General features: G+C 71.2%; 20 protein-coding genes. 15 read left to right on the forward strand and 5 right to left on the reverse strand.

Annotated features, from left to right (window positions below; genetic code table 11):
• Positions 1-13 precede the first annotated feature (13 nt).
• Genes ABD844_RS21995 through ABD844_RS22010 form a run of 4 tightly spaced genes read left to right on the forward strand, consistent with a single transcriptional unit; the run spans position 14 to position 4,350 of the window.
• Positions 14-1,279, forward strand: coding sequence for a sugar ABC transporter substrate-binding protein (locus ABD844_RS21995; RefSeq protein ID WP_344880833.1), 1,266 nt, complete (start codon positions 14-16; stop codon positions 1,277-1,279).
• Complete coding sequence (locus tag ABD844_RS22000; RefSeq protein ID WP_344880836.1) at positions 1,276-2,148, forward strand: carbohydrate ABC transporter permease; 873 nt, start codon at positions 1,276-1,278, stop codon at positions 2,146-2,148. The genes ABD844_RS21995 and ABD844_RS22000 overlap by 4 nt, the downstream gene beginning before the upstream one ends.
• Positions 2,148-2,954, forward strand: a complete 807-nt coding sequence (locus ABD844_RS22005) for a carbohydrate ABC transporter permease (protein WP_344880841.1) — start codon at positions 2,148-2,150, stop codon at positions 2,952-2,954. The genes ABD844_RS22000 and ABD844_RS22005 overlap by 1 nt, the downstream gene beginning before the upstream one ends.
• Positions 2,955-2,982: 28 nt before the next feature.
• Entirely contained in the window at positions 2,983-4,350 is a 1,368-nt protein-coding gene (locus ABD844_RS22010) for a sulfatase family protein (RefSeq protein ID WP_344880844.1), read from the forward strand.
• A gap of 70 nt (positions 4,351-4,420) precedes the next feature.
• Here ABD844_RS22010 and ABD844_RS22015 read toward each other — a convergent pair whose 3' ends face one another.
• Positions 4,421-6,382, reverse strand: coding sequence for a glycosyl hydrolase family 18 protein (locus ABD844_RS22015; protein ID WP_344880847.1), 1,962 nt, complete (start codon positions 6,380-6,382; stop codon positions 4,421-4,423).
• 319 nt (positions 6,383-6,701) lie between these two features.
• Here ABD844_RS22015 and ABD844_RS22020 point away from each other — a divergent pair, with 319 nt between their 5' ends.
• From ABD844_RS22020 to ABD844_RS22050, 7 genes are all read left to right on the forward strand, one after another.
• Positions 6,702-7,058: a luciferase domain-containing protein gene (locus ABD844_RS22020; protein WP_344880850.1), complete on the forward strand. Its 357-nt coding sequence runs from the start codon at positions 6,702-6,704 to the stop codon at positions 7,056-7,058.
• A 190-nt stretch (positions 7,059-7,248) separates the two neighbouring features.
• Positions 7,249-7,740: a hypothetical protein gene (locus tag ABD844_RS22025; protein ID WP_344880853.1), complete on the forward strand. Its 492-nt coding sequence runs from the start codon at positions 7,249-7,251 to the stop codon at positions 7,738-7,740.
• Between the two features lie 58 nt (positions 7,741-7,798).
• Positions 7,799-9,181 (forward strand): hypothetical protein, encoded by a 1,383-nt coding sequence (locus ABD844_RS22030; RefSeq protein ID WP_344880856.1) that lies wholly within the window; start codon positions 7,799-7,801, stop codon positions 9,179-9,181.
• Between the two features lie 5 nt (positions 9,182-9,186).
• Positions 9,187-10,536 carry a VWA domain-containing protein gene (locus tag ABD844_RS22035; RefSeq protein WP_344880859.1) on the forward strand — a complete coding sequence of 450 codons (1,350 nt, stop codon included), beginning with the start codon at positions 9,187-9,189 and terminating at the stop codon, positions 10,534-10,536.
• Positions 10,537-10,548: 12 nt separating this feature from the next.
• Positions 10,549-11,664 carry an ATP-binding protein gene (locus ABD844_RS22040; protein WP_344880862.1) on the forward strand — a complete coding sequence of 372 codons (1,116 nt, stop codon included), beginning with the start codon at positions 10,549-10,551 and terminating at the stop codon, positions 11,662-11,664.
• Positions 11,661-14,438, forward strand: a complete 2,778-nt coding sequence (locus ABD844_RS22045) for a DUF5682 family protein (RefSeq protein ID WP_344880865.1) — start codon at positions 11,661-11,663, stop codon at positions 14,436-14,438. Before ABD844_RS22040 ends, ABD844_RS22045 begins: the two co-directional genes overlap by 4 nt.
• A gap of 276 nt (positions 14,439-14,714) precedes the next feature.
• Positions 14,715-17,210 (forward strand): serine/threonine-protein kinase, encoded by a 2,496-nt coding sequence (locus ABD844_RS22050; RefSeq protein ID WP_344880868.1) that lies wholly within the window; start codon positions 14,715-14,717, stop codon positions 17,208-17,210.
• 261 nt (positions 17,211-17,471) lie between these two features.
• Here the strand turns inward: ABD844_RS22050 and ABD844_RS22055 are convergent, their stop codons facing one another.
• On the reverse strand, positions 17,472-18,524 hold the full coding sequence (locus ABD844_RS22055) for a polysaccharide deacetylase family protein (protein WP_344880872.1): 1,053 nt from the start codon (positions 18,522-18,524) through the stop codon (positions 17,472-17,474).
• A gap of 326 nt (positions 18,525-18,850) precedes the next feature.
• Positions 18,851-19,813: an alpha/beta hydrolase gene (locus ABD844_RS22060; RefSeq protein WP_344880875.1), complete on the reverse strand. Its 963-nt coding sequence runs from the start codon at positions 19,811-19,813 to the stop codon at positions 18,851-18,853.
• 182 nt (positions 19,814-19,995) lie between these two features.
• Here ABD844_RS22060 and ABD844_RS22065 point away from each other — a divergent pair, with 182 nt between their 5' ends.
• Together ABD844_RS22065 and ABD844_RS22070 are read left to right on the forward strand one after the other, a co-directional pair.
• On the forward strand, positions 19,996-20,475 hold the full coding sequence (locus tag ABD844_RS22065) for an RrF2 family transcriptional regulator (protein ID WP_344880878.1): 480 nt from the start codon (positions 19,996-19,998) through the stop codon (positions 20,473-20,475).
• 255 nt (positions 20,476-20,730) lie between these two features.
• Positions 20,731-21,858, forward strand: coding sequence for an MFS transporter (locus tag ABD844_RS22070; protein WP_344880881.1), 1,128 nt, complete (start codon positions 20,731-20,733; stop codon positions 21,856-21,858).
• Positions 21,859-21,898: 40 nt separating this feature from the next.
• On the opposite strand, the gene qcrB is transcribed toward ABD844_RS22070, so the two are convergent.
• Positions 21,899-23,371 carry a cytochrome bc1 complex cytochrome b subunit gene (gene qcrB, locus ABD844_RS22075; RefSeq protein ID WP_344880884.1) on the reverse strand — a complete coding sequence of 491 codons (1,473 nt, stop codon included), beginning with the start codon at positions 23,369-23,371 and terminating at the stop codon, positions 21,899-21,901.
• A 112-nt stretch (positions 23,372-23,483) separates the two neighbouring features.
• A complete protein-coding gene (locus ABD844_RS22080; RefSeq protein ID WP_344880887.1) occupies positions 23,484-24,134 on the reverse strand; it encodes a hypothetical protein in 651 nt (216 codons plus the stop codon).
• A 195-nt stretch (positions 24,135-24,329) separates the two neighbouring features.
• Here ABD844_RS22080 and ABD844_RS22085 point away from each other — a divergent pair, with 195 nt between their 5' ends.
• Entirely contained in the window at positions 24,330-25,490 is a 1,161-nt protein-coding gene (locus ABD844_RS22085; protein ID WP_344880891.1) for a L,D-transpeptidase, read from the forward strand.
• Between the two features lie 299 nt (positions 25,491-25,789).
• Complete coding sequence (locus ABD844_RS22090) at positions 25,790-26,677, forward strand: LysR family transcriptional regulator (RefSeq protein ID WP_344880894.1); 888 nt, start codon at positions 25,790-25,792, stop codon at positions 26,675-26,677.
• Positions 26,678-26,722: the final 45 nt, after the last annotated feature.

Raw genomic sequence — 26,722 nt, forward strand, 5'->3', positions numbered from 1 at the left:
GGGAAACCCCCAGATGCATGCCCAGCCCTCACGCCGTGACCTGCTCCGGCTCGTCGGAGCGGCCGCCGCGGTGCCGGTCCTGTCGTCGTGCGCCGGCGCGCCCGCCCCGCAGAGCGCCGCGCCGGGCACCTTCACCGTCTACTGGAACGCCGGCCACGACTACCAGGCCTACCGCAAGGTGATCGCGGAGTTCGAGCAGGCCCACAAGGTCAAGGTCAACCTGCAGAAGTATCAGTGGCCCGACCTGCGCACCAGGCTGCTGGCCGACTTCGCCTCCGGCACCGTGCCCGACCTGGTGGAGGAGCCCGGCGGGTGGGTGCAGGAGTTCGCGGTCTCCGGGAACGCGCGCTCGCTGCAGGACTTCGTCGACCGCGACGGCCAGGCCATGGGCTTCCCCTCCGACTGGCAGCCGGTGACGGTCGAGCGCAACTCCTACCAGGGCAAGGTGTACGGCGTCCAGCTCCACCTCACCTGCAACACCCTGTTCTACAACCGGGCCATGCTCAGCGCAGCCGGCGTGGAGGCGCCCACCACCTGGGAGGAGTTCCTCGACGCGGCCAAGAAGCTGACCAAGGACGGCGTGTACGGCGTCGCGCTCAACCAGGACTACCTCTACCTGTGGCCGTGGATGGTCCAGGCCGGCGTCACCCCGTACGACCCGCGGACCGGCAAGGTCATGACCCCGATCGAGGACGCGGTCGCCGCCATGCAGTTCCAGGCCGACCTGGTCCACAAGCACAAGGTCGCCCCCGTGCCGGTGGCCGGCACCGACTACTCGGGCCCGCAGAAGCTCTTCTCCGCCAAGCGCGCCGCCATGATCTTCACCGGCCCGTGGGACCTGGACCCGATCAGGAAGACCAGCCCGGACATCGACCTGGGCGTCGCGCCGCCGCTCAGGCACAAGACGCAGGACACGCAGGCGGCGGGCGTGAGCATGTTCGTGCCCGCCAAGGCCGCCCGGCCCGACCTGTCCTGGGACTTCATCAAGCGCATCACCACCATTGAGGTCGAGCAGGCCGCCACGAAGGAGACGGGCATGCTCATGCCGCGCGTCTCCTGGACGAAGCTGCCCGAGGTGCAGTCGGACGAGATCGTCAAGGTCTTCGCCGACGCGCTGCCGTCCGCCAGGGACTCCTCCCAGCAGGTGCGCCTGACCGGCCACCTGGGCGAGTGGGAGGAGCAGCTCAAGGTCATGTACCAGCAGGTGCTCATCCAGAACCAGCCGGCCGACGAGGCCCTGCGGAGGTTCGCCGAGACCGCGGAGGGCTTCCTGAAGTGAGGCCGCGCACGCTCCAGGGCCGCTACGCCAGGACCGCGTACCTCTTCCTGCTGCCGGCCATCCTGTTCTTCGCGGCCTTCTTCTACCTGCCGATCGGCAACGCGGTCGCCACGAGCTTCCGTACGGGGCCGATGGCCGACCAGTGGGCGGGCCTGGACAACTACACCCGGGCCCTGACCGATCCGGCGGTGCGGCACTCGTTCCTGGTCACGGTGGTCTTCGCGGTGGCCGTCGTGGTCGGCTCGATCGTGCTCGGGCTGGTGCTGGCGCTGGCGATCGACCAGCCGCTCAAGGGGCGGGTGGTCTTCCGGGTGCTGCTGCTGGTGCCGTACCTGACGTCGGTGGCGATCGTCGGGCTGCTGTGGCGCAACATCCTCGACCCCGAGCTGGGCGTGCTGAACCGGATGCTGGACGCCGTGGGGCTGCCCGAGCAGCAGTGGCTCAACACCGCGCCGCTGCTCACGCTCGCCGCCGTCACCCTGTGGCAGAACGTCGGCTACACGATGGTGTTGTTCCTGGCCGGACTCCAGGGCATCCCGGCGACCTACCACGAGGCCGCCGAGATCGACGGGGCCGACGCCTGGCGCCGGTTCTGGCGGATCACGCTGCCGCTGCTCGCGCCGACCACGCTGTTCGTGTCGGTGATGGCGGTGATCTCCGGGCTGCAGGCGTTCGGGCAGGCGTTCATCATCACCGGGGGCGGACCCGGTGACGCCACCGACCTGTCGGTGTTCCACATCTTCAACGTGGCCTTCCGCGCCAGGGACTTCGGTTACTCGGCGGCGCAGTCGGTGCTGCTGCTGATCGTGATCGTGGCGTTCACGCTGGTGCAACTGCGGGCCGGGCGGCGCGGGGAGGTCACGTACTGATGCGCAGGTGGCTGCTCTACACCCTGCTCACGCTGGCGTGCCTGGTGACGGTGCTGCCGCTGCTCTACATGCTCTCGCTGTCGCTGCAGACCGAGGCGGAGACGCTGGCGGCCGACGCCGTGATCTGGCCCGAGTCGCCGCAGTGGGGCAACTACGGCGAGCTGTTCGCGCGGGCGCCGTTCGGGAACTTCATCGTCAACAGCCTCGTCGTGGCCGGCGCCATCACGCTGGCGCACCTGGTGTTCGACCCGCTGGTCGGGTACGTGTTCGCCAAGTTCCGCTTCCCGCTGCGCAACACGTTGTTCGTGGCGCTGCTGGCCACGCTCATGGTGCCGTTCTTCGTGCGGATGATCCCGTTGTACGTGCTGATGGCCAACCTGGGGTGGCTCAACACGTACCAGGGGTTGATCACGCCGTTCCTCATGGACGCGTTCGGGATCTTCCTCATGAGACAGTTCATCCAGCCCATCCCCGACGACCTGATCAGCGCGGCGCGCATCGACGGGGCGTCCGAGCTGCGCATCTACCGCAGCGTCATCCTGCCGCAGACGCGGCCGGCGCTGGCCGTGCTCGGGCTGTTCACGTTCGTCTTCCAGTGGAACGAGTTCCTCTGGCCGCTGGTCGCCACCACCACGCCCGAGATGCGGACGATCCCGGTCGGGCTCACCCTGTTCAACCAGGAGTACTTCACGCTGTGGCACCTCACGGCGGCCGGTTCGGTGATCCTCTTCGTCCCCACCGCCGTCCTGTTCGTCCTGACCCAGCGATACTTCGTCCGCGGGATCGCGCTGACCGGCCTCAAATAAGCGAATCAGACAGATCGGAGACTTCCTGTTGCGCCCGAACGTGATCGTCGTCTTCACCGACCAGCAGCGGTGGGACACCGTCGGCCCCTTCACCCCCAACCTCGACAGAATGGCCAGGAACGGCACGCAGGCCACGGTCGCGCTCACCCCGCAGCCGGTGTGCGCGCCCGCCCGCGCGGCCCTGCAGACGGGCCGCTACGCGACCACGACCGGCGTCTACCGCAACGGTCGCGTGCTGCCGCCCGAGGAGCGTACGCTGGCGCACCACTTCGGCGCGGCCGGCTACGCCACCGGCTACATCGGCAAGTGGCACCTGGCCGGCAGCGAGCCCGTGCCCGAGGAGCAGCGCGGCGGCTACCGGTCGTGGCTGGCCGCCAACGTGCTGGAGCACACCTCCGACGCCTACCGCACGATCGTGTACGACGAGGCGAACGAGCCCGTCCACCTGCCCGGCTACCGTTCCGACGCGCTCGTGGACGCCGCCGTGCGCTTCGTCGCCGACCACGCCGGCGAGCCGTTCTACCTGTTCCTGTCGTTCCTGGAGCCGCACCACCAGAACGAGGTGGACAACTACCCGGCGCCCGACGGCTACGAGGAGCGCTACGAGGGCCGCTGGATGCCGCCGGACCTGGCCGCGCTCGGCGGCACCGCCCACCAGCACATGGGCGGCTACCTGGGCCAGGTCAAGCGCCTGGACGAGGGCCTCGGCCGGCTGCTGGACGCGCTGCGCAGCATGGACCTGCTCGACGACACGATCGTGGCCTACACCTCCGACCACGGCAACCACTTCAAGACCCGCAACGGCGAGTACAAGCGGTCCTGCCACGACGCCTCCCTGCGGGTGCCGCTGGCGCTGCGCGGTCCCGGCTTCAACGGCGGCGGCGCGATCTCGCGGCCGGTCAGCACGCTCGACCTGCCGCCGACGCTGCTGGACGCCGCGGGGCTGCCGGTGCCGGAGGAGATGCAGGGGCGCTCGTTCCTGCCGCTGGTGCGCGACTCCCGGGCGGAGTGGCCGGAGGAGGTGTTCTTCCAGGTGAGCGAGTCGGAGGTGGGGCGGGGGATCCGTACGTCGCGGTGGAAGTACTACGCGGTCGCCGAGGACGCCCACCCCTGGGACGACCCGTCCGCCGGCCGCTACCGCGAGCAGGCCCTGTACGACCTGGACAACGACCCGTACGAGCTGGTGAACCTGGCCGGGTACGCGTCCCACGCGGAGGTGGCCGCGGGCCTGCGGGAGCGGCTGGTGCGGCGGATCGTGGCGGCGGGCGAGGCCGAGCCGGTCGTCGAGGCCGCCGAGGAGCGGGCGGGACGCGCACAGGCGATGCCCGACCCGGGTGTACGGCTGCGCGGCCCGAAGCCGGTCCGCTTCGGCCACCAGCCCCGCACCGGCCCCTGACCCGCAGGACCTCTTCTGGAGGGAAGGGGAAGAGCCGGCCCTCCCCCGGTGGAGGGCCGGCTCTCCGTGATCAGCCCAGGCCGTTCCTCATGGCCGTGAGCAGCTCGGCGTTGGTCGTGTCGCCACTCAGCTCCCAGAAGAACGCGCCGCCGAGGCCCTGGTTCTTCGAGTAGCTCATCTTGCCGCCGATGGTGGCCGGCGTGTCATAGCTCCACCACTGGTTGCCGCAGTGCGCGTACGCCGTGCCCCCGACGGTCCCGTTGGACGGGCAGCGCGTCTTGAGCACCTTGTAGTCCTCGATGCCTTGCTCGAACGTCCCCGGCGCCGGACCCGTGGCCGTGCCGCCCGGCGCGGCCTGGGTGACCCCGGTCCAGCCGCGGCCGTAGAAGCCGATGCCGAGCAGCAGCTTGCTCGCCGGGATGCCCTTGCCCTTGAGCTTCTGGATCGCCTGGTCGGAGTGGAAGCCGGCGATCGGGATGGGGACGTAGGAGTTGAGCGGCGAGTGCGGGGCCGTGGGACCCTGCGCCGCCCAGGCGCCGAAGAAGTCGTAGGTCATGACGTTGTACCAGTCGACGTACTGCGCCGCGCCGGCGTAGTCGGCCGCGTCGATCTTGCCGCCGTCGGTGCCGTCGGCGGTGATGGCCGAGGTGACCAGGTAGTTCGGGCCGAAGCGGGCGCGCAGCGCCGACATCAGGTTCCTGTACGCCGCCGGGCCGCTGGTGTCGCAGGTCAGGCCGCAGGCGTTCGGGTACTCCCAGTCGATGTCGATACCGTCGAACACGTCCGCCCAGCGCGGGTCCTCGACCAGCCGGTAGCAGGACTCGGCGAACGCGGTCGGGTTCTGCGCGGCCTGGGTGAAGCCGCCGGACCAGGTCCAGCCGCCGAAGGAGAACAGCACCTTCAGGTTCGGGTACTTCTGCTTGAGCTTGCGGAGCTGGTTGAAGTTGCCGCGCAGGGCGCCGGCGTCCCACGTGTCGGCGACGCCGTCCACGCTCTCGCCGGCCTGGTAGAAGCGGTCGTAATCGGCGTAGCTGTCGCCGATCGTGCACTGCCCGTTCTGGACGTTGCCGAAGGCGTAGTTGATGTGGGTCAGCTTGGCCGCGGAGCCGCTGGTGTCGATGTTCTTGACGTGGTAGGCGCGCTGGTAGACGCCCCACTGGACGAAGTAGCCCATGACCTTGTTCCCGCCGCCTCCGCCGCCGCCTGTGGTGGTGGCGGTGACGCTGTTGCTGTTGGCGGAGCGGTTCGCGGCGGCGTCGCGGGCGCGGACGGTGTAGGTGTAGGCGGTGTTGGCGCTCAGGCCGGTGTCGGTGTGGGTGGTGCCGGTGACGGTGGTGACGAGGGTTCCGCCGCGGTAGATCTCGTAGCCGGTGACGGCGACGTTGTCGGTGGAGGCGTTCCAGGCGAGGGCGACGCTGTTGTTGGTGACGCCGGTCGAGCGGAGGTTGCCCGGCACGGTGGGCGCGGTGGTGTCGCCTCCTCCGCCGCCTGTGGTGGTGGCGGTGACGCTGTTGCTGTTGGCGGAGCGGTTCGCGGCGGCGTCGCGGGCGCGGACGGTGTAGGTGTAGGCGGTGTTGGCGCTCAGGCCGGTGTCGGTGTGGGTGGTGCCGGTGACGGTGGTGACGAGGGTTCCGCCGCGGTAGATCTCGTAGCCGGTGACGGCGACGTTGTCGGTGGAGGTGTCCCAGGCGAGGGCGACGCTGTTGTTGGTGACGCCGGTCGAGCGGAGGTTACCGGGCACGCTGGGTGCGGTGGTGTCGCCTCCGCCGCCGCTCGCGACCTTCCACAGCGCCGCGACGTTCGGGGGCTCCCAGCCGGGCTGGGAGGTGTGGCTCTGGAGGCATTCGTACTCGACGCCGTTGTAGGTGACGCGCGTGCCCGCCGTGTAGGCCGTCCACGGCGCCCAGTCGGCGAAGACTGCCTGCGAGGCGGACGCGGCGAGGGCCACCGGCGGGGCGGTGACGACGGCGGTGAGCGGCAGCACTAAGGCCGCCAGCCCGGCGAGGACCTTGCTCAGGATGGTGTTTCTCATGATGCTCCGACATCCGGTTGGGGGGTGTACAGGGGGTGGGATGTTGGGATGCGCAGGAAACTATTAGTAAAGTTTCCTTTTAATTATGCAACGACCGTAGCTCCAACCAGCGGAACTCGTCAATACGTTGCTCTCAGATCGTGAACCCGCGCGGTCAATCCGAGGGCCGGGGGACGCGCTCTCCGCGCGCCTCGCCCGTACCCCGTGGGCAGGCGGTTCGCCCCGGTCAGGCGGTCGCCGCCGGGCCGATCGGGTCCGGCGGATAACGGTTGCGGAACGGACGCAGACGCGGAGGACGTACGTGGCGCAGCATGGAGGTGTGGCAGGGATTACCGTCCGGCGGCGGACGGCTGAACGGCGGGGGCCCTACGTGGCCCGTGCGGTGGCCGAATTACGGTCGTGGCCCGCGTTGGTGGTGAGCGACACCCGGCGAGGCACGGTCGTCGCCGTACGCGGGACCGAGATCCTCAGGTTGACCGGCGCCGCCGAGGTGCAGGTGCGCCTGACCGCTCCCGCGATCGACCGGCTCGGGCCGTACCTGCGCGACTGCGACCAGGTGCACGCGTGCGCGGACCGCGCGTGGGTGGCCGTCCAGGTGGACGCCGAGCCGGACCTGGAGCTGCTGCTCGCGCTGACGAGCGTGGCGATCAAGGCCCACGTCCCGGCCGAGACCTGACCGTCGCCCCCGTATGCGTTGCGTGAGGGCCCTGCCGTGCCTGCCTGCGGGCGGGCGGGCGGTTTGATCGTTTGAGGAAGATCTGTCGGTCCCCTCCGGTAAGTTCCCGGATCAATTGATCAACCGGCCGCGAGGCGTGGGCACCCCCGCCCATGCCCGCGAGCCGGCCGGGGCGGGAGGTTCTGAGGTCGTGGACGCGGACAACACCGCGTGGGAGCAGCGCAGCGTGGTTCGGGTGGTGCCGCCCGTCGAGCCGCGCAAACTGGCCAAAGTGCCGTTTGTCGAGCTGGCCGACGGCCGGCTCCAGGGCGTCGTGTCGAGCGGATCCGACATCGAGCGGGTTTACGTCTCCTCGATCACCGCCGGCACTCACACGCTGAGCTGCAGCACCAACAACAACAGGCCGTGCGGCGCGCTGCACGGCTACGCGTGCAAGCACATCCGCCAGCTCGCCGACGAGGCCGTCGTCCAGTACGGGCTCGACCGGGTCGCCCGCTACCTGCGGGTCGAGGTGCCCCCGGGCGAGTCCCTGATGAGCCACGTCAAGGGCCACGTCGAGCGCACACCGGCGGCGGTCGTGTTCAGCCGGTTCCTGCGGCACCTGGCCTACCTGGAGGTGCCCGACAGCACCGAGCCGCTGACCGAGCTGCACTGGTTCCCGGCGACGGAGGCGGTGCGCTGATGCCCGATCGGCCTGGAGGCCAGCCTGCGGGCGGGCTCGACGACAAGGTGGTGTGCTGATGCTCGACGTACAGCTCGGCGAGTTGCTCGCCGACGGCCCCGCGGGGCTCGATGCGGCGCTCGACCTGGTGGCGGGGTTCGACCATGCGCTCACCCACGGTTTCGCCCGCATCACCGAGGAGCAGGGCGAGGCCCTCGCCGCCTTCGCCGGCGCGCTGACGGGCAGCCCGATCGGCGAGCGGGTGAGCGAGGCCGTGGAGAAGGTGTCGGCCGGTTCGATCGACGACGAGCACCTGGCGGCGCTGGCCGGAGGCCGGGGTGCGCTGACCGGCGCGGTGCACGACGCCCTGCTCGGCCGTCTCGACGCGGCGCTGGGCCGCACGCGCGCCGCGTGGGAGCCGGTGGACGACGAGGTGGAGGTGGCCGGCAACCTGCTGGCCGGATGCCGGGGCTGGCTGCGCGAGCTGGCCATCGCCGGCTGGCGCGGCGTGGACCACGACCTGGTCTCCTCCGCCGACCAGACGATCGAGGCGTTACTGGCCGTGCCCGAGCTGCGCGGGGCGGCGGTGCTGCTCGACGGGCTGGCGACGGAGCTGCGCGCCTCGTGCCCGGTCGCCACGATGGAACGCGTTCCGGCCCGCAGGTGGGCCGACCTCTGGACGCGCGCCCTGCTGCTGTCCCAGCGCGGGCCCTGGCGGAGCGAGGGCGAGCAGGTGTCGGGGCGGCTGCTCGTCCTGGGCGCCGACGTGCACGAGCACGCCACCGTCGTACGCGTCCAGGTCCACGGCATCCTGGAGCAGGCGGGCGGGCCCGCCAGGCTAGTACGCACGAGCGTGGCCGCCGCCAAGGTCGACACCATCGTCGGCCCCACCGTGTGGCGGTTGTTCGGCGGCCATCCGGCGCTGCTGGCCGCGCTGGCCGGGCACCGCAGCCTGGAGCTGACCGACATGCCGCTGCTGCCCGGCGGCGACCTGGTGTGGCACGACGACCGGGCGCGTCCCGGCGACGAGGCCGACCCGTTCGCCGTGGCCAGGGTCCAGCTCGGGGGCGCGACGGCGGCGCCGGTGACACCGCTCGACCGCCATCCCGTACGCATCGCCGAGCCCGTTTTCGTCGAGGGCTACAAGACCGACGGCCAGGCGATCGATCTGGGCGGCAACACGCTCAGGCTCGACCTCGACCGGCTGCCGTCCTGCGGCCCGCTCACCCGCCAGCTGGTCAAGTCCTCCACGGCCTGCGTCGGGCTCGTGCGCTGGGACGGCGGCCAGTGGTCCCTCCAGCCGCTCGCCGTCCAGGCGACGGTGAAGAAGAATCCGGTCGGCGTGCACACCGGTGACTGGGCGCTGGGGCCCACCGACCCCAAGGTGGTCAAGGCCGAGGCCAAGGCCGGGGACGTGGTGGCCGTACTGCGCGAACGGGCGGGACGGCTGCTGCGGAAATGACCGACATGACCGAAGCCACGAAAGCCGCGGAGGCCGCGGAAGCCGTGCCGACCGCCGACCAGCCCTTGCAGACGGCCGACCAGACGCGGCGTCAGGTGCTCTACTGGCGCCTGCTGTCCCGGCTGTTCGGCCCCGACGAGCAGCCCGCACTCGAGACCGCCAGTCTCGGCATCGTCGGCGACCTCGGCCTGCCGCTCGCGCTGCTCGACCCCGGCGTGTCCGTCGACAACCTGGTGCAGCGCTTCCCCGAGCTGGCCGCGGAGTTCCAGGGCCTGATGACGGAGGACGAGCACGAGTCCGGCGACGAGGTACGCCGCGCCGCCCTGGTCTCCAAGCTGCTGCTCAACGTGTTCGCCACCGGCTCGGGCGACGTCACCGCGACCCAGCTCGAAAGCTGGAAGTCCGACGCCGCCTGGTTCGAGCGCGGCATGGGCTGCGAGCCCGGCGGGCTGCGTCACCGCGTCGGCGACGAAGAGCTGGCCAAGGTCCTCGCGGGCCTGGAGGGCGACCTGGTCAAGCGCATGCACCTGCGCGAGGTGCTCGCCGACCCGGCCCTGGCCAGGCAGCTCACGCCCAGCATGTCGCTCATCGAGCAGCTCCTGCACGACAAGTCCAACCTGTCGGGTGTCGCGCTGGCCAACGCCAAGGCGCTGATCCGCAAGTTCGTCGACGAGGTCGCCGAGGTGCTGCGTACGCAGGTGGAGAAGACCAGCGTGGGCGTCATCGACCGGTCGGTGCCGCCGAAGCGGGTCTTCCGCAACCTCGACATCGAGCGCACGATCTGGAAAAACCTCACCAACTGGAGCCCCGAAGACCAGCGGCTCTACGTCGACCGGCTCTACTACAAGCAGACCGCCCGCCGCACCACCCCGGCCCGCCTGATCGTGGTGGTCGACCAGTCGGGCTCGATGGTGGACGCCATGGTCAACTGCACGATCCTGGCCTCCATCTTCGCGGGCCTGCCGAAGGTCGACGTGCACCTGATCGCCTACGACACCAGGGCGCTCGACCTGACCCCGTGGGTGCACGACCCGTTCGAGGTGCTCCTGCGCACCACGCTCGGCGGCGGCACCGACGGCACGGCCGCGATGGCGCTGGCCCGGCCGAAGATCGCCGATCCGCGCAACACGGTGATGGTGTGGATCTCCGACTTCTACGACAACCGTTCGCTGATCAACGACTTTGAGGCGATCCACCGCTCGGGGGTCAAGTACATCCCCGTCGGCTCCGTCAACAGCTCCGGCCACCAGAGCGTCGACCCGTGGTACCGCCAGAAGCTGAAGGCCCTGGGCACACCCGTGATCTCGGGCCACATCCGCAAGCTCGTCTTCGAGCTCAAGAACTTCCTCACCTAGGAGAACGCGACAATGAGTGACGACATGCTGCGCGCACCCGCAGAGGCCAAATTCGCCGAGGAGCTCGACTACCTCGAGTCCATCGACGACAGCCCCAAGCCGTTCTCGTGGCGCCTGAGCCCGCGCATGATCCGCGTGTTCATCCTCGGCTCCGAGCGTTCCGACGGGATCGACAGGGAGATCTCGCAGAAGTGGTTCGGCGACCGCAGCTTCGTCGAGCGCAGCATCGTGACCCTGGCCTCCGACCGGGGCCTGCTGCTGATCGGTGACCCCGGCACCGGCAAGAGCTGGCTGGCCGAGCTGCTGGCCGCGGCGATCTGCCGCAACTCCACGCTCGTGGTGCAGGGCACCGCCGGCACCACAGAAGACCACATCAAATACTCCTGGAACGTCTCCATGGTCATCGCCAAGGGCCAGTCGCGCCAGTCGATGATCCCCTCGCCGATCATGACGGCGATGGAGCGGGGCGTGATCGGCCGCTTCGAGGAGCTGACCCGCTCGACCAGCGACGTGCAGGACGCGCTCATCTCCATCCTGTCGGAGAAGTACGTCTCCATCCCCGAGCTCGACGACGACAACATCGTCTTCGCCCAGCCCGGCTTCTCCATCATCGCCACCGCCAACAGCCGCGACCGGGGCGTCAACGACCTGTCGTCGGCGCTCAAGCGGCGCTTCAACTTCGTCCGCATCCCGGTGGTGACGAACAAGAAGAGCGAGGCGGAGATCGTCCGCTTCCGTACCGAGGAGCTGCTGCGCAGGCACAGGATCGAGCTGGACCTGCCGCCCACGCTGCTCGACATCCTGCTGCAGAGCTTCGCCGACCTGCGCTCGGCGGCGGCCTCGGCCACCAGCGACGACGACAAGCTGGAGTCGGCGCTGTCCACGGCCGAGCAGATCGGCGTGCTCGAAGACGCCATCCTGCACAGCCACTTCTTCGGCGACCGCGTGCTGCGCGCGCAGACGCTCGCCGGTTCGCTGGTCGGCTCGCTGGCCCGGCGCAGCCCAGAAGACCTGGCGATACTCAACAAGTACTGGCACGGCGTCGTCGAGCCCCGCAGCAAGAAGGACGGCGGGGAGTGGCCGGAGTTCCTCAAGGGCGGCCGCGAGGCCATCGCCACGCTCTCATGATCGATCAGACGAGCCCCTTCGGCTCGCTCCGCGAGCAGCTCCTCGGCGCGGCCGAGCAGTTCGCCGACGGCCCCGTCGCCGTCTCCGGCATCCTGTCGGGCCTGGTCGACGACGTCGACCGGGCGCTGCGCGAGGAGCTGGAGATCTTCCCGGTCTGCCACCACTCGCCGGCCTCGGCGCTGGCGATGGTGCGCAGGCTGCGCGAGAAGCAGCCGAAGGTCATCTATCTGGAGCTGTGCGAAGACCTGCGGCCGCTGCTGACCGAGCTGCGCAACTGCCGTCTGCCGGTGGCCGTGCAGGCGTTCGCCACCGACCTCGACGGCTTCCCCAAGTCGCTGGCGCCGCTCAGCGTGGTCGCGCCCATCACCGAGGCGTCGGCCGAATACCAGGCCATCTCCTACGCGCTCGACACCCCGGGCGTCGAGCTGGTGCTGGTCGACCGCTCGACCGACCACGTCTTCCAGTGGGCCCCGAAGGAGGAGCAGGAGCCCCAGGCGGCGGGGGAGAAGGAGGAGGCGGGCCTGCACGGCGACGCCGTCGGCGTCGAGATCGGCGACCTGCGTCCCCGCTTCGCCGAGCTGGAGGAGCACCTGCTGCACCACGGCAAGGTGCGCCACTGGTCGGAGTGGTGGGACCAGTACGTCGAGCAGCCCCTGTCAGACGCGGACTACGACACCTACCGCCAGGTCATGGTGCTGATCGGCAGCCTGTTCCGGCGGCTGGGGCCGGGCGGCGGCCGGCTGGCCGTCGACGAGGAACGCGAGCGCTACATGTGGACCAGGATGCGCGAGCACCTGGCCGCCTCCGGCGCCGACCCCGCCGACTGCCTCTACGTGTGCGGGGCCTTCCACGCCGCCAGCCACGTCGAGCAGTTCGGCCTGGCGTCCACGGCCACCTACGAGATCAGCCCACGCACCGGCACCAAATGGCTGTACGGCCTCATCCCCTCCAGCCACTCGGCCATCGAGGCGCAGTTCGGGCTGGCCTCGGGCTCGGTGTCGATCGCGGCGGCCACCTGGGCGAAGGCGCTCACGCGCGGCAAGTTGACCCCGTTCCAGCTCGCCGGGCAGAAGGGCGCGCGCAAGCGCACCGCCAAGCTGCCCGCGCCCGTGCCGCAGGGCGAGGTGGCCGACAAGCTGACCGGCTACCTGTCCAGCCCGCCCGCCCTCGACTCGCTCGACGAGGCCGAGCTGCTCGACTGGTCGGTCGACATCGTCCGGCTGGCCCGTCGCAACGGCTACCTCGCCAGCACCGCCGACGCGATCGCGGTCTACGAGACCTCGATCCTGCTCGCGGGCATGCGCAACCGCGCCAGGCCCACCCCGTACGACTTCCAGGACGCCGCCGTCACCTGCATCGAGAAGGACGTCGTGCCGGGCAGGCGCGACGTGCGGCGGCTGTGCGAGATCCTGCTCGGCGGCGACCGGGTCGGCGAGGTCGGCTACGACGCGATGCCGCCGCTGGCCAGAGACGTCTACGACCGGCTCGCGCCGCTCGGGCTCGACCTGGACAAGCGGACGATCCAGCGGGCCCTGCTCAATCTCAACGCCGAGCCCGAGCTGGTGCCCTGCTCCGACCTGCTGTGGATGCTGCGCTACCTGCTGCCGTCCGACGCGGTGCGGCCCATCATGGGGGAGCGCCGGCTGGGCGAACGCTCGATCCAGGAGAGCTGGGACCTGGCGTTCGGGAAACACCAGCGCTCGATCATCGAGCTGGGCTACGAAGGCGTCACCATCGAGCAGGTGCTGGAGCAGCGGCTGCGGCGCTCGGTATGGGACCAGAAGGCGACCGCGGCCGTCGCGCTGGCGGCCGTCGAGGACGCGGTGCTGTTCCTGGGCAGCCGCCGCTTCGCCGACGAGCTGGGCGCGCGGGCGGTGGAGCTGCTCGCGGCCGAACGCACCGTGGACGACGCGCCGGAGGTGGTACGCCGGATCCGGCGGCTGCTGGCCCACTACCGGGCCACGGAGCCGGAGCTGCCGGCCTGGTGCGAGGCGTTCGTGACCGCCGGTTACGCCCACTACTGCACGTTGCTGCCGACGGCGTTCGTCGACGACGACACCGGCGTGCGGCAGGTCGGGGCCATGCTGGGGTTCCTGTTCTCGATGGAGAGCCTGGCGCTGGCGCTCGGCTGCGACCGGGCCCAGCTCGAACTGGCGGTGCAGCAGTCGCACCCGGAGACCCCGGCCAAGGTCGCGCTGCTGTGGGCGGCCCACCACCAGCTCGGGCTGCTGCCGCTGGCCACGCTGCGGGAGCGCTGCGACGAACTGCTCGCCAACCCGCTGGTCATCCCGTCGTTCCCGCAGTACATCAGCGGGTTCATGCAGGCTATAGAGCCGGTGCCGGCGTTGTCCGGGTTCGTGGTGGAGGTGATCTCCAAGGCGTTCGGACGGCTGCCCGACAGCGTGCTGCTGCCGTGGCTGCCCAAGCTGATCACCACGCTGCGTGACGGGGGCGGGGAGCTGGTGCCCGTGCTCGTACGCGAGGCGGGGCGTACGTTCCCCGGGTCGTTGACGGCGGTGGACGCCTGGGTGCCGCCGTGGACCCCGCGCCAGAAGCCCGCCGCCGCGACGGCGTCCGGCCCCGTGGCCTCCGGGCCGGTGCCCGAGCTGCTGCTGGCGCATCCGGACGCCTGCGACGCGGTGGCCGGGCTGCTCGGGTGCGAGGGGGAGTGGCGTACGGCGGGGCCCGCTGGCGGAGCGGGCCATCCGGAGGTCGGCGCGCTGCTGGCCGCGCATCCCGAACCCGTGCTGGCGGTGGCCGGCCTGCTGGGCTGAGCACTGCGGCGACCCGCTGCCCTCTCCGGGGCGGTGGGTCGCCGTCGTGCGCCGTCCGTTGGAGGAGGGCGCGTCCAGCCCGCGCGTTCCAGGAACGCCTGTACCGGCGGAGTGCTCGGGAGATGAAGAGCCGGGAAACGGCTGATGACCTCTCGTCGGCCATTCCCCCGGAAACCGGTCAGGAGCACCAATATCGCTTTCCCGGGTAATCCGGTGGGCCGCGCCGAATCGTAGTATCCGTGCAGGCGCGTGCTGATGTTGGTGAATGGGGTGGGCATGTCACGTCCGCGGCCGGAAGAGGACCTCGGGCGGATCGCTGGATACCGGCTCGCCGGGTCTCTCGGAGAGGGCGGGCAGGGGGCGGTCTACCTGGGCTTCAGCCCGTCCGGCGACCAGGTCGCGATCAAGGTGCTGCACGCCAGGATGTCGTCTGACCCCGAGGCCCGCCGCAGGTTCTTCCGGCAGGTCGAGCTGGCGCGCCGGGTCGCCCCCTTCTGTACGGCCCGGGTGCTGGACATGGGGATGTACGACGATCGGCCGTACATCGTGAGCGAATACGTACGCGGCGACTCCCTGGAACGCGTCGTCCGGCAGGACGGGCCCCGGACCGGCGGCGGTCTGGAGCGGCTCGCGGTGGCCACCGCGACCGCGCTGGCCGCGATCCACCGCGCCGGGGTCGTGCACCGCGACCTCAAGCCGGGCAACGTCATCCTCGGGCCGGAGGGGCCGGTGGTGATCGACTTCGGCATCTCCCGCGCCCTCGACCACACCGTCACCCAGACCGGGGCGGTCGGCACACCCGGGTACATGGCGCCCGAACAGGTCAGCATGGAATCGGTGGGCCCGCCGGCGGACGTGTTCAGTTGGGCCGCGACCATGGTGTTCGCCGCGACGGGGCGGCGGGCGTTCGCGGGCGACTCGGTGGCGGCGGTGCTGCGGTCACTCCTGTACGACGAGCCGGACGTGACGGGGGTGCCGGGCTCGCTTCGGCCGCTGGTGGTGACCTGCCTCGCCAAGGACCCGGCGCTCCGGCCCACGGCCGACACCCTGGTCCGCACCCTGACCGGCGGCACCACCCCATCCCTCGACCCCACGCCGCTTGACCCCACGCCGCTTGACCCCACGCCGCTTGACCCCACGCCGCTTGACCCCACGCCGCTTGACCCCACGCCGCTTGACCCCACGCCGCTTGACCCCACGCCGCTCGATCCGCCGCCCCTGGACCCGCCGCCTCTGGACCCCGCGCCCGCGCCTTCCCCCACCTCCCCGCCCACGTCCCCGCTCACCTCCCCGCCCAGCTCCCGGCCTGCCTCCCCGCCCACGGCGGCACCGTCGCCGACGGTGCCGCTCACGGTCCCTGCGTCCGTCACCACGCCTGATCCCGCCTCTGAGCAGCCGCCCGCCTCGGCGCCGCCCGCTTTTGGACAGCCACCCGTGCCTGCGTCTGCGGCGCTGCCTTCGGGCGGGCCCGTGGCGGGGGCGGTCCGGGGTAAGGACCTGTCGCCGGGCTCGCCGGGCTCGCCGGGCTCGCCGGGCTTGGCGGGGTCATCGGGCTTGGCGGGTTCATCTGGTTCGTCGGGTTCGTCTGGCTTCTTGGGGGAGGTCACGGCTGCGGTGGCGCCTCCCGAGGCGTCCTACTCCGCGACGCCGTCCACGCTTGAGCCGCCCCGGCGGGCGCGGGTGCCGCGGCGGGCGGTGCTGGCGGTCGGGGTGGCGGTCTGCACCGGGGCCGCGGTGCTGGCGGTGGCGATGTGGCCGCGCGCCACGGAGCCGGGGCCCGCCTCCTCCGGTGCCGCCACGTCGCCCATCACGTCGCCCAGCACCTCGCCCGGTACGCAGGCCGGGCCGCCGCTGGCGGGTCACACCAATGACGTACGCGCAGTGGCGATGGGCACGCTCGACGGTGTGCCCATCGCCCTGACCGGCTCGGACGACGAGACCGCCCGCCTGTGGGACCTGCGTACCTCACGGCAGATCGGCTCCCCGCTCACCGGCCACACGGAATGGGTCAGGTCGGTCGCCCTCGACCAGCTCGACGGTACGCCGATCGCCGTCACGGCGAGCGACGACGACACCGTCCGCGTCTGGGACCTGCGTACCGGCCGGGCCCGCGTCCTGACCGGCCACACCGGAGACGTCAAGTCGGTGGCCACGACCCGGATAGGTGACCGGCACGTCGCCGTGACCGCCTCCACCGACGGTACGGCCCGGGTGTGGGACCTGCGGACCGGCAAGCCGTACGGAGATCCGCTGTCCGGCCACGACGGGCCCGTGTGGGCGGTGGCGGCCGGGCAGGTCGGCGGCCGGGCCGTCGCGGTCACCACGGGGGACGACCAGACCGTACGGGTCTGGGACCTGGCCTCCGGCGACCAACTCGGCGCACCGATGACCGGGCACGCCGGGTGGGTGCGTTCGGTGGCACTCGGAAACCTGGATGGCGTGCCGGTGGCGATCACCGGCGGCGAGGACATGACGGCGCGGGTGTGGAACCTGAACACCCGCAAGCCCTTCGGAGCCCCGCTCACCGGGCACGCGGGTCCCGTGTGGTCGGTGGCGATCAGCAACCTGGGCGACGTCCCGGTGGCGGTGACGGGCAGCGAGGACAAGACCGCCCGGGTCTGGGACCTGCGGACCAGGAAGCTGCTCGGGGCGCCGTTCACGGGTCACGACGACTGCGTCTGGTCGGTGGCCACCGGCCTCCTCGACGGCCGCCCGGTCGCTCTCAGCGCCAGCCGCGACCAGTCGGCCCGCATCTGGCCCCTGACCCGCTGACCGACCTGCGCCGACCCACTCGCGCCGAACCTGATCCGCACCGATCTGAACCCACCGATCTAAAGCTGACCTGCTGGCCTGGGATGTTGGCACAGCCCGCGCGGGCCGGTCCGCTCGGCCCGCGCGGTGTCCCTGCTGCCGGTGCCGCGGTCCCTTTCTGGTCGGGGTCCGAGCGCGACTCACCGCTCACATGGACGGATACGGCGACCGCGCGGCCGGGGTTCACCGGCACGCGAAAGAGGTTCGGATCACGCCCGCCGATCAGGTCAGGCTCAGCAGACCGCCGCTGTGGACGATCCTCGGAGGCTTGCCGCCGAAGAGGCGGGTGACGGTGACGAACGTGTAGCCGCGCTTGGACAGGGTCCTCAGCACGCGCGGTATGGCCCGCACCGTCGAGGGGTGGATGTCGTGGAACAGGATGATGCTGCCGGGGCGTACCGACGCGATCGTCTTGCGGGCCACCTTGGCGCTGTTGCGGTGGCGCCAGTCGAGGGTGTCCACGTTCCACAGCACCATGGGCCGCTTGGTCTGCCTGCGTACGGACGCGTTGAGCGCCCCGTACGGCGGGCGGACGAGCTTCGGCGTGACCCCGATGGCCGCCTTGACGGCCCGGTCGGCACGAGCGAGCTGGTAACGCACTCGCGCGGGTGACAGCCTCGTGAGGTCGGGATGTGACCAGGTGTGGCTGCCGATCTCGTGCCCGGCCCGGTACGCCCTGCGCACGACCTCGGGGCGGGCCACCACGTTCCGGCCCACCACGAAGAACGTCGCCTTCGCCCGGTAGGCGGCCAGATGGCGCAACAACGCGTCCGTGTACGGTCCCGGCCCGTCGTCGAACGTGAGCGCCACGCACTTGGCACGACGGCAGTCAACCGGTTTGCCCCCAACGACGCTCACCGCGCCCGCCGCGCCGACTAACTGCTCGTCGTTCCCGGCCGAACCGGCCGTGTTCACTGCGGTGAGCGGCGGTCGGGTCTGGGCCTGCGCTGCGGTGAGCGGCGGTCGGGTCTGGGCCTGCGCTGTGGTGAGCGGCGGTCGGGTCTGGGCCTGCGCTGTGGTGAGCGGCGGTCGGGTCTGAGGCTGGGCCGTGGTGAACGGTGGCTCGTGCGGGGCCGCCGGTAACTCGCGCGGAGAGGTCTCCACTGCGGCGGCTCGTGCCATCCCGGCGCCGGTGCCCATACCGGCGGTGGTGCCGGGGGCGAGGTGGCCTGTGCCGCACGCGGCCGTCACCAGAACGGCCGTGGCGAGGACCCTCGCCGTTCCTTGCGTCGCCCCGGCCCGGGCAGGCCGCCGCGAACTCATGCCGATGTTCATGCGTCCCCCTTGTGCACCGCCCCCGGTGCGTCCCCTCGCGCACCGCCCCCCGGTGCGCTTTCCGAGCGAAGGGTCCGGCGATGTGCAGGACCGTTCCAGGGGGTTGGACTACTGTCGTTCGCCCATGGTTCGCGGGAGATCGCTATTCGGATGAACCCTCGCCGAAGGGGGGCAGATGCGGCCGACCTCGCGGCAGCCTCGTCAGTGCGGCACCGCCAGGGTGAGTTCGCGCCGGGGCGGCCCTGCCAAGGCGGCCTCGGTGAACGCCACACGGTGACGGTGACGAGTCCGAAGCCTGCTCGCGGAAGACCGCCATCTCCTGCCCGTCAGCCGCCGATCTTCTCCTTCAGCAGGTCGGCGAGCTGGTGGGTGGCCTCCAGGCACCGCTTCGAGTGGCGGGTGAACTGGATGAAGCCGTGGGTCAGGTGCGTGTGGTGGACATAGGTCAGGTCGTTTCCGGCGTGGGCGAGTTTGCGCGCGTAGGCATGGCCGACGTCGCGTAGCGGATCGAAGCCGTTGGTGACCAGGATCGCAGGCGGCAGCCCGCGGTGCGAGGAGGCGTAGAGCGGTGAGATCAGTGGCTGGCGGGCGTCCTCGTGGTGGGGAACGTAGTTCCAGGCGAACAGCAGCACGCCGTAGGTCTCCAGGTAGTAGCCGACACGGTTCTGACTGCCGGAGTCGGTGTCGAAGGGCAGCGCCGTCTCCGGATAGAGCGGAAGCTGGAGGGCCAGCCGCGGTCCGCCCTCGTCACGAAACTTCAGCGTGAGAGCGCAGGTCATGTTGCCTCCGGCGGAGTCCCCACCGAGGGCGATTCGTTCCGGATCGACGTTCTGCTCGGCCGCGTGCGCGAAGAGCCAACTGACGACGAACCCGCATTCGTCGAGTTGGACGGGGAACTTGGCCTCCGGAGCGAGCTGGTAGTCGACGGCGTACGTCTTGATCCCGGCCCGCTCGGCGAAGATGCGCATGGGGATCTCGAACTCGTCCAGCGTCCCCACGGTCCATCCGCCGCCGTGCAAGTAGACGAGCGCCCCGTACGGCCCGCGACCTGTGCTCGGCGTGTGCACCCGTACCGGGACCGACCCGTGCGGCCCGGGGACGAGGAGGGTCTCCACCGACCCGATGGGAGGCCAGGGCCCCTCGGCGAGTACGCGATGCGAACGCCGGGCATCGGCGATCCGCTCGTCCGCTCCGAGAACCGGCCCACGGGGCAACCAGTCGGCCAGTTCCTTGTCCAGCTCGTCCCGTCCTACCTTCTCCGGAACATTGTCGCTGTCGTAGATGGGCATCGCAGGCACCTCCTCCGCGTACGCCTGCCCGCCGCGCCCGCCCGCAGCGCCAACGGGCCGCCAGGACAATGCCAAGACCTCGGCACAGACCCTTTCTGCCGTACGCTTCGGCCGCGCGAGCCGCAGGGCGGGAGCCGGGGGCGGTATCCAAAATCGGGACATGTAATATCCCGGTTATGCGGATGGGTGAGAGTGTCGAGTGGGGGCTGCACTGTTGTGTGACCCTGGGGTGGCTGGCCGATCGGGGGCCGGTGTCGATCCGGCGGCTGGCCGCCTGGTTCGACCTTCCGCAGGAGTACCTGAAGAAGCGACTGCAGCCGCTCGCCCGAGCGGGGATCCTGGGGTCCAGTCCTGGGGTGCACGGGGGCTGGTCGCTGGCCCGGTCACCGGACGAGATCACGGTGATGGACGTCGTCACCGCCTTGGAAGGTGCCGTCGAACCGTTCCGGTGCGCAGAGATCCGGCGGCGGGGAGTGGGGGCGCGTGGCGCCGGTCCGGAGTTCGACCGTCCCTGCGGGGTGACCACCGTGATGCGCCGTGCCGAGTTGGCCTGGCGACGTGAACTGGCCGCCCACACCATCGCCGAGCTGATGGCGAGCCCGGAGAGCGCGGAGCGCACCCGCCGCAACTACGAACGCATGATCGCCTCCGTCGTCGAATGATCGACCGCCCCTGGCAGGGCGGTTCCCGGGCCGGGCCTCTTTGTGGAAGGAAAGGGGACATTGAATATCCCGATATGTCGGGCCGGAGGGTGTGCCGCCCCCGGCGGTGCGGCTGCGGGCGAAACCGCTCCTGGCGGGACCGCTCCGGGTGAAAGTGCTCCGGGTGAACCCGCTCAGGGCGAACCCGCCCCGACGGGCGACAGCGCTCCGAGTGAAGTCGGGCGGAATGGTGGGTCGCGTGGTCTCCGGCGGACTATGGTTCTCGCTCTCGGCACCTTCGCCGTCGGTACCGACGCCTACGTGGTGGCCGGTTTCCTCCCCGCGATGGCGAGTTCCCTGAACGTGTCGACGGCGACGGCGGGGCAGTCGGCGACGGTCTTCGCGATCGCCTACGCCGTCCTGTCGCCGATCCTGGCCACGGTCCTGGCCCGGGTGCCGAGGCGCGGGCTGCTGGTCGGTGCTCTGGTCGTGCTGGCGCTGGCCAATCTGGGGACGGCGCTGGCGCCCGACTTCACCGTGCTGATGGTCACGCGCGTGCTGGCCGCGTTCGGCGCGGCCGCCTTCACCCCGAACGCCGGCGCGGTCGCCGCCTCGCTGGTCGCGCCCGCCCACCGCGCCCGCGCCCTGGCCGTGGTGATCGGTGGCCTGACCGTCGCCACCGCGTTGGGCGTCCCGCTGGGCAACCTGGCCGACCAGCTCCTCGACTGGCGTGCCGCGCTCGGATCGGTGGCCGTGTTGTGCGCGGTGTGCGCGGTGGGGACGCTCGCCGCGATGCCCGCCCTGCCCGGCAGCCCCGCGGTCCCGCTGCGGGCCCGGCTGGCCGCGCTCGGCCGCCCCGGCGTGCTCGCCCTGCTGCCCCTCACCGTGCTGGGCATGACCGCGAGCTACGGCCTGTACGCCTTCGCCATCCCGATCCTGCACGCCCTGGGCGCCACCGGCTCGGCCGAAGCCTGGCTGCTCTTCCTGTACGGCGTGGGCGCCGTCATCGGCAACCTGGTGGCGGGCTCGCGGGTGGACCGGTACGGCCCGGTCCCGGTGCAGGCCGTCGGGTTCGGCGCGCTCGCGGTGACGTTGACCGCGTTCACCTGGGCGGCGGCCACCGGCACGGACCTGCTCGCGCTGACCGCCGTGCTGATGATCGCCTGGGGTGCGACCACCTGGTTCCAGACCCCGGCCCAGCAGGTACGGCTCATCCGCGCGGCCCCCCAGGAAACCGCCGTGGTGGTCGGCCTGAACTCCTCGGCCCTGTACGCCGGGATCGGCCTGGGCACCGTCCTCGGCGGCGCCCTGCTCCCGGTCGGCGTCCCCGTGGCGCTCGGCACCTGCGCGGCGATAGCCCTGCTCTGCCTGCCCTACCTGGGCCTGACCCGCCACCACCGCTGACAGGAACCCCACCGCTGACAGGGAAGAGGCGTCGGGGTCGTCAAGGTCTCCGCCGCCCCAGTGCCCGCCGAGCCACGGCGCCGACCGCGACGGGAGCGGGCGGTACGAGCACCGCCCGCTCCTCCTCGCTCACCGGCCGCTCGATCTCGGCGAAGCCGCCCTCGACCCCGCGTACGATCACCCCGGTCTCCACACCGTGCTCGACGGTGTGCCGGTCGCGGGCCTGCAGCCCCAGGCAGATCCACCGGGCGACGAAGAAGCCGAGCACCGGCCCGGCCAGCACCGCGACGCGGAAGATCCAGGTCGTCGCGTTCAGCGAGATGTGGAACGTAGTGGCGATCAGGTCGTTCCCCCCGGCCATCCACAACACCCCGTAGAACACGATCCCGGCGACGCCGACGCCCGCCCGCGTGGGCACGTCGCGCGGCCGGTCGAGCAGGTGGTGCACGGCGTGGTCGCGGGTGATCCACCGTTCCACGAACGGGTACAGCGCCAGCCCCGTGAACAGCAACCCCGGCGCGACCAGCGCCGGAATGATCACGCTCATCGTCACCGTGTGCCCGAACAGCGTGAACTCCCACGGCGGCATGATCCGCAGCGCGCCCTCCAGGAAGCCCATGTACCAGTCGGGCTGCGAGCCCGCGCTGACCGTGCTCGGCACGTACGGCCCGTACAGCCAGACGGGGTTGATCTGGAACACGGTGGCCAGCGCCGCGACCACCGCGCACACCCACAGGAAGAACACCGTCGTCTTGGCCAGGAACGACGGGAAGAACGGCGCGCCCCGCACCACCCGGTCGCTCAGCCCCTTGGCCCTGAACTGGGTGTGCGTCTGCCGCCAGGTCAGCACCACGGCGTGCAGCGGTATGAGCAGGAGCAGCAGCCCCGGCACGAGCAGGACGTGGATGCTGAAGAGGCGGGCGATGATGTCGTCGCCGGGGAACTCCCCGCCGAACAGGAACGCCGCCACGTACGTCCCCACCAGCGGCACCGACAGCGTCACCCCGTGCAGGATGCGCAGCCCGGCCCCCGACAGCAGGTCGTCGGGCAGCGAGTAGCCGAACAGCCCGTTGAGCATCACCAGCACGAACAGGGCCACGCCGATCAGCCAGTTCAGCTCGCGGGGCTTGCGGAAGGCGCCGGTGAAGAAGTTGCGCAGCAGGTGGACGACGATGGCGGCGAGGAAGACCAGCGTGGCCCAGTGGTGCATCTGCCGCATCAGCAGCCCGCCGCGCACCTCGAAGCTGATCTCCAGCGTCGAGGCGTACGCCTGGCTCATCGTGACGCCGCGCAGCGGCACGTACGCGCCGTCGTAGACCACCTCGGCCATCGACGGCTTGAAGAAGAACGTGAGGAAGACGCCCGTGACCAGCACGACCACGAAGGCGTACAGGGCGATCTCCCCCAGTAAGAACGTCCAGTGGTCGGGGAAGACCTTGCGCATGGCCTTCCTCAGGAACGCCGCTCCGCCGACGCGTTCGTCCAGCGCCCTGGCCAGTGAGCTGCCCTTCATCGCCATCCCGCATCCGGCTCGGTTGCATCGTCACAACCTTGACGAGACACGGGCGGCGAATGTGACACTCACCGGCCGATGAGATGTCTCCGGCGGCAAGTCGGGCGGTTGATCAAGCGAAGCGCTCCACGGTGACCGGGATGAGGCCCTGCTCGCGTACCGCCTGGCGGTGGTGGTGCAGCAGGGCCCCGAGCGCGGTGGCCGGGCCAGAGCCGAGCCGGGCGGTCACGTCCACACACCAGGCGATGCCCGCGCCGATGCGGCGCAGCTCCCAGGTGAAGCCGTGCCCGCCGGCGCTGGCCGAGGCCGTGCCGACCACGCGGGGGTCGGCGGTCGGCTCCAGCCGCAGCGCCGTACGCGCGTTGGCCAGACCGTCGGCGCCGAGTTCCCCGGCGAACAGGATGCGGTAGCGCCGGGAGCCCGTACTGCGTGCCAGGTTGAGCGGGGCCGTGGTCGGCAGGTGCCGGCGCTCCTGGAAGAGGGTGCGCAGCCCGGCCTCCTCCGGCAGCACACCGCCCCCGAGGAGCGCGAAGGCGTCGCTCGCCTCCTGCCTGCTCACCGGGGTCACCCGGCCACGCAGCGCCATGTCGGCGCGGATGGCCCGGCTCAGCTCCGCCGACGCGGACCAGGCCCCGTTCTCCGTTCTCCACTCGGCGCCGTCGATTCCGGCCGCCGTGTAGTCGTCGCACAGGACGAACTCCTCCACCAGGAGTCCTGAGGGGTTGCGATCGCCAGCCCTCGCGGCGATCAAGTAGTAGTCCACCGGCCCATGATTGTGGTCCGCAGAACACCAGATCAAGATCATTGACTCGCGCCGCGCGCGCCGTGCCCGCATGGGCGGACTCAATCCGGGCAGGTGTCCGCCGGATCACCAGAAACGGACTAATGTGGAGGATTATCGACATGTCGGGCACTGGAGGCATCGGCAATGGGGAAAGGCCGGACCACCAGAACACTCGTGAGCACCTTGGCGGCGGCGCTGGCCGTCACCGCCGGCTGCACCTCGGGCGGTGGCTCCCCCGGGTCTCCGGGCGGGTCGCCGCAGGCGCGGGCCCCGGTCGCGAAGCTGTCGATCACACCCGCCGACGGGACGAAGAAGGTCGCGCCCGACGCCGGGATCAGTGTCAAGGTCACCGGCGGCCAGGTCACGAAGGTGGCCGTGGCCGACGCCAAGGGCCGCGCCGTGACGGGCGCGGTCGCCGCGGACGGCCTGTGGCGGCCCCGGTGGCCGTTGCGCCCCTCGACCACGTACACGGTCAGCGCGCAGGCCACCGGCACGGACGGCAAGCAGGTGGCGGGCCGCGCCACGTTCACCACGCTCAAGCCCGCGCGGGTGCTGGAGAGCGGCATGGCGCCCCTGGACGGCGAGAAGGTCGGCGTCGGGATGCCCGTGCAACTCCTGCTGTCGCAGTCGATCACCGCGGGGAAGGACCGGGCGGCGGTCGAGCGGTCGCTGGAGGTGCGCATGTCGCAGCCGGTCGAGGGCGCGTGGAGCTGGGTGAGCGACCGCGAGGTCCAGTTCAGGCCGCGCGAGTACTGGCCGGTCGGCGAGAAGGTCACGGTCGTGGCGCACCTGACCGGCCTGCGCGCCGGCTCCGGCCTGTGGGGGACGAAGGACCGCAGCCTGACCTTCACCGTCGGGGACGAGCACATCACCAAGGTCAGCGCCACCGCCCACGAGGCGGTCGTCCGCGAGAACGGCCGGGTCGTCAAGACCATCCCGGTCAGCCTGGGCAAGCCGGGCGACGACAGCTACTCCGGCGTCATGATCGCGCAGGAGAAGGCGGCCGACATCGTCATGGACTCGGCCACGATCGGGGAGCCCGGCGAGTACCGCATTCCCACGAAGTGGAATGTGCGCATGACCTACAGCGGCACGTTCTTCCACGCCGCGCCCTGGTCGACCGGCGCGCAGGGCAACTCCAACGTCAGCCACGGCTGCGTGAACGCCAGTTCGGCCGACGCCCGCTGGTTCTACGAGTTCACCCAGCGCGGCGACATCATTGAGGTTTCCGGAACGTCGAGGAAACTGCGCTTCGGCAACGGGCCGACGCCATGGGCCAAGTCATGGGAGGACTGGCTGGCCGGCAGCGCGCTGGGCAAGCCCGTCAACGGGTAAGACGGCGGTGTGCGCGCGACCGGGTTCAGGGACACAGACTGGGGGATGACACCGCCGTCGAGGGAAGGCGTTGTGGTATCGGGTGCCTGCTGACGGAAGCGGGCGGGGGCTGATGCGGCTCCCGGCCGTCGCACTCTGGCTGCTGGTCTGGATGCTGAACTGCTACGAGTTCCTGGTGACCTTCTAGGCTCCACCGGCTCCGAACTCGTCCGCGGAACCACCAGCGGGGCTCAGTCGCGGGCTGGGGACACCGGCTGCCAACGCCGGGATGAGTCGGCGGGTATTGATATACAGCCCCTATGAATCTCCAGCAGCTCCGCTACGCCGTCGCGCTCGCCGATGAGCTCAACTTCGGCCGTGCGGCCCAGCGCGAGGGCGTGCGGCAGCCGCCGTTCAGCCAGCAGATCGGCAAGCTGGAGGAGGAGCTGGGCGTGCGGCTGTTCGAGCGTACGACCAGGCAGGTACGACTCACTCCGGCCGGTGAGGCGTTCGTGGCGCAGGCCCGTACCGCGCTGGCGCACGCCGAGCTGGCGGTGGAGGCGGCCAGGCGGGTGGGCAGGGGAGAGGAGGGGCGGCTGGCGATCGGGTTCGTCGGGTCGGCCACCAACCTCACCCTGCCGAGGGTCCTGCGCCGCTTCCGCGCCCGCTACCCGGGCGTCCAGGTGGAGCTGCGCGAGCGGACCAGCGCGCAGCAGGCCGAGGAACTGCGGGAGGGGCTGCTCGACGTGGGCCTGCTGCACGCGCCGCTCGCCGGGCCCGCCGCCGAGGTGCTCTCCACCCGTACGGTGGCGCGTGAGCTGCTGCTCGCCGCCCTGCCGACCGGCCATCCCCTCGCCGCCCGCGCGCCGCTGCCGACGTCGGCGCTGGCGTGGGAGCCGTTCGTGATGTTCCCCCGCCGCCTGGGCTCCGCCCTGTACGACCAGGTCATCGGCGTGGCGCGGGCGGCCGGGTTCGAGCCGCGGGTCGTCCAGGAGGCCGTGCAGATGCAGACCATCGTGGGGTTGGTGGCGGCGGGCATGGGGGTGTCGATCGTCCCGGAGTCGGTGGCCCGGCTGCGGCGCGGCGACGTGGTCTTCCGTCCCCTGTCGCCCGCCACCAGGGTCGTCACCCTGGACGTGACCTGGCGTACGGACGACCCGAACCCGCTCGTCCGCAACTTCCGCGACCTCTTCCCGCCGCTGCCCTGACCCCCGCCGCCGTGCCGGGAGGCGGGCGGCGGGGGGCTCGGGCTG

The organism is Nonomuraea antimicrobica, from assembly GCF_039536965.1.
In the GTDB taxonomy this organism is placed as follows: Bacteria; Actinomycetota; Actinomycetes; order Streptosporangiales; family Streptosporangiaceae; genus Nonomuraea; species Nonomuraea antimicrobica.

What these genes read in the sequence shown, in the direction of transcription:
- ABD844_RS21995 (WP_344880833.1), top strand. Translation starts at nt 14, where the DNA reads ATGCATGCCCAGCCCTCACGCCGTGACCTGCTCCGGCTCGTCGGAGCG.
- ABD844_RS22005 (WP_344880841.1), top strand. Translation starts at nt 2,148, where the DNA reads ATGCGCAGGTGGCTGCTCTACACCCTGCTCACGCTGGCGTGCCTGGTG.
- ABD844_RS22015 (WP_344880847.1), bottom strand. Translation starts at nt 6,382, where the DNA reads ATGAGAAACACCATCCTGAGCAAGGTCCTCGCCGGGCTGGCGGCCTTA.
- ABD844_RS22030 (WP_344880856.1), top strand. Translation starts at nt 7,799, where the DNA reads ATGCTCGACGTACAGCTCGGCGAGTTGCTCGCCGACGGCCCCGCGGGG.
- ABD844_RS22035 (WP_344880859.1), top strand. Translation starts at nt 9,187, where the DNA reads ATGACCGAAGCCACGAAAGCCGCGGAGGCCGCGGAAGCCGTGCCGACC.
- ABD844_RS22040 (WP_344880862.1), top strand. Translation starts at nt 10,549, where the DNA reads ATGAGTGACGACATGCTGCGCGCACCCGCAGAGGCCAAATTCGCCGAG.
- ABD844_RS22045 (WP_344880865.1), top strand. Translation starts at nt 11,661, where the DNA reads ATGATCGATCAGACGAGCCCCTTCGGCTCGCTCCGCGAGCAGCTCCTC.
- ABD844_RS22050 (WP_344880868.1), top strand. Translation starts at nt 14,715, where the DNA reads ATGTCACGTCCGCGGCCGGAAGAGGACCTCGGGCGGATCGCTGGATAC.
- ABD844_RS22055 (WP_344880872.1), bottom strand. Translation starts at nt 18,524, where the DNA reads ATGAACATCGGCATGAGTTCGCGGCGGCCTGCCCGGGCCGGGGCGACG.
- ABD844_RS22060 (WP_344880875.1), bottom strand. Translation starts at nt 19,813, where the DNA reads ATGCCCATCTACGACAGCGACAATGTTCCGGAGAAGGTAGGACGGGAC.
- ABD844_RS22065 (WP_344880878.1), top strand. Translation starts at nt 19,996, where the DNA reads ATGGGTGAGAGTGTCGAGTGGGGGCTGCACTGTTGTGTGACCCTGGGG.
- ABD844_RS22070 (WP_344880881.1), top strand. Translation starts at nt 20,731, where the DNA reads ATGGTTCTCGCTCTCGGCACCTTCGCCGTCGGTACCGACGCCTACGTG.
- qcrB (WP_344880884.1), bottom strand. Translation starts at nt 23,371, where the DNA reads ATGAAGGGCAGCTCACTGGCCAGGGCGCTGGACGAACGCGTCGGCGGA.
- ABD844_RS22090 (WP_344880894.1), top strand. Translation starts at nt 25,790, where the DNA reads ATGAATCTCCAGCAGCTCCGCTACGCCGTCGCGCTCGCCGATGAGCTC.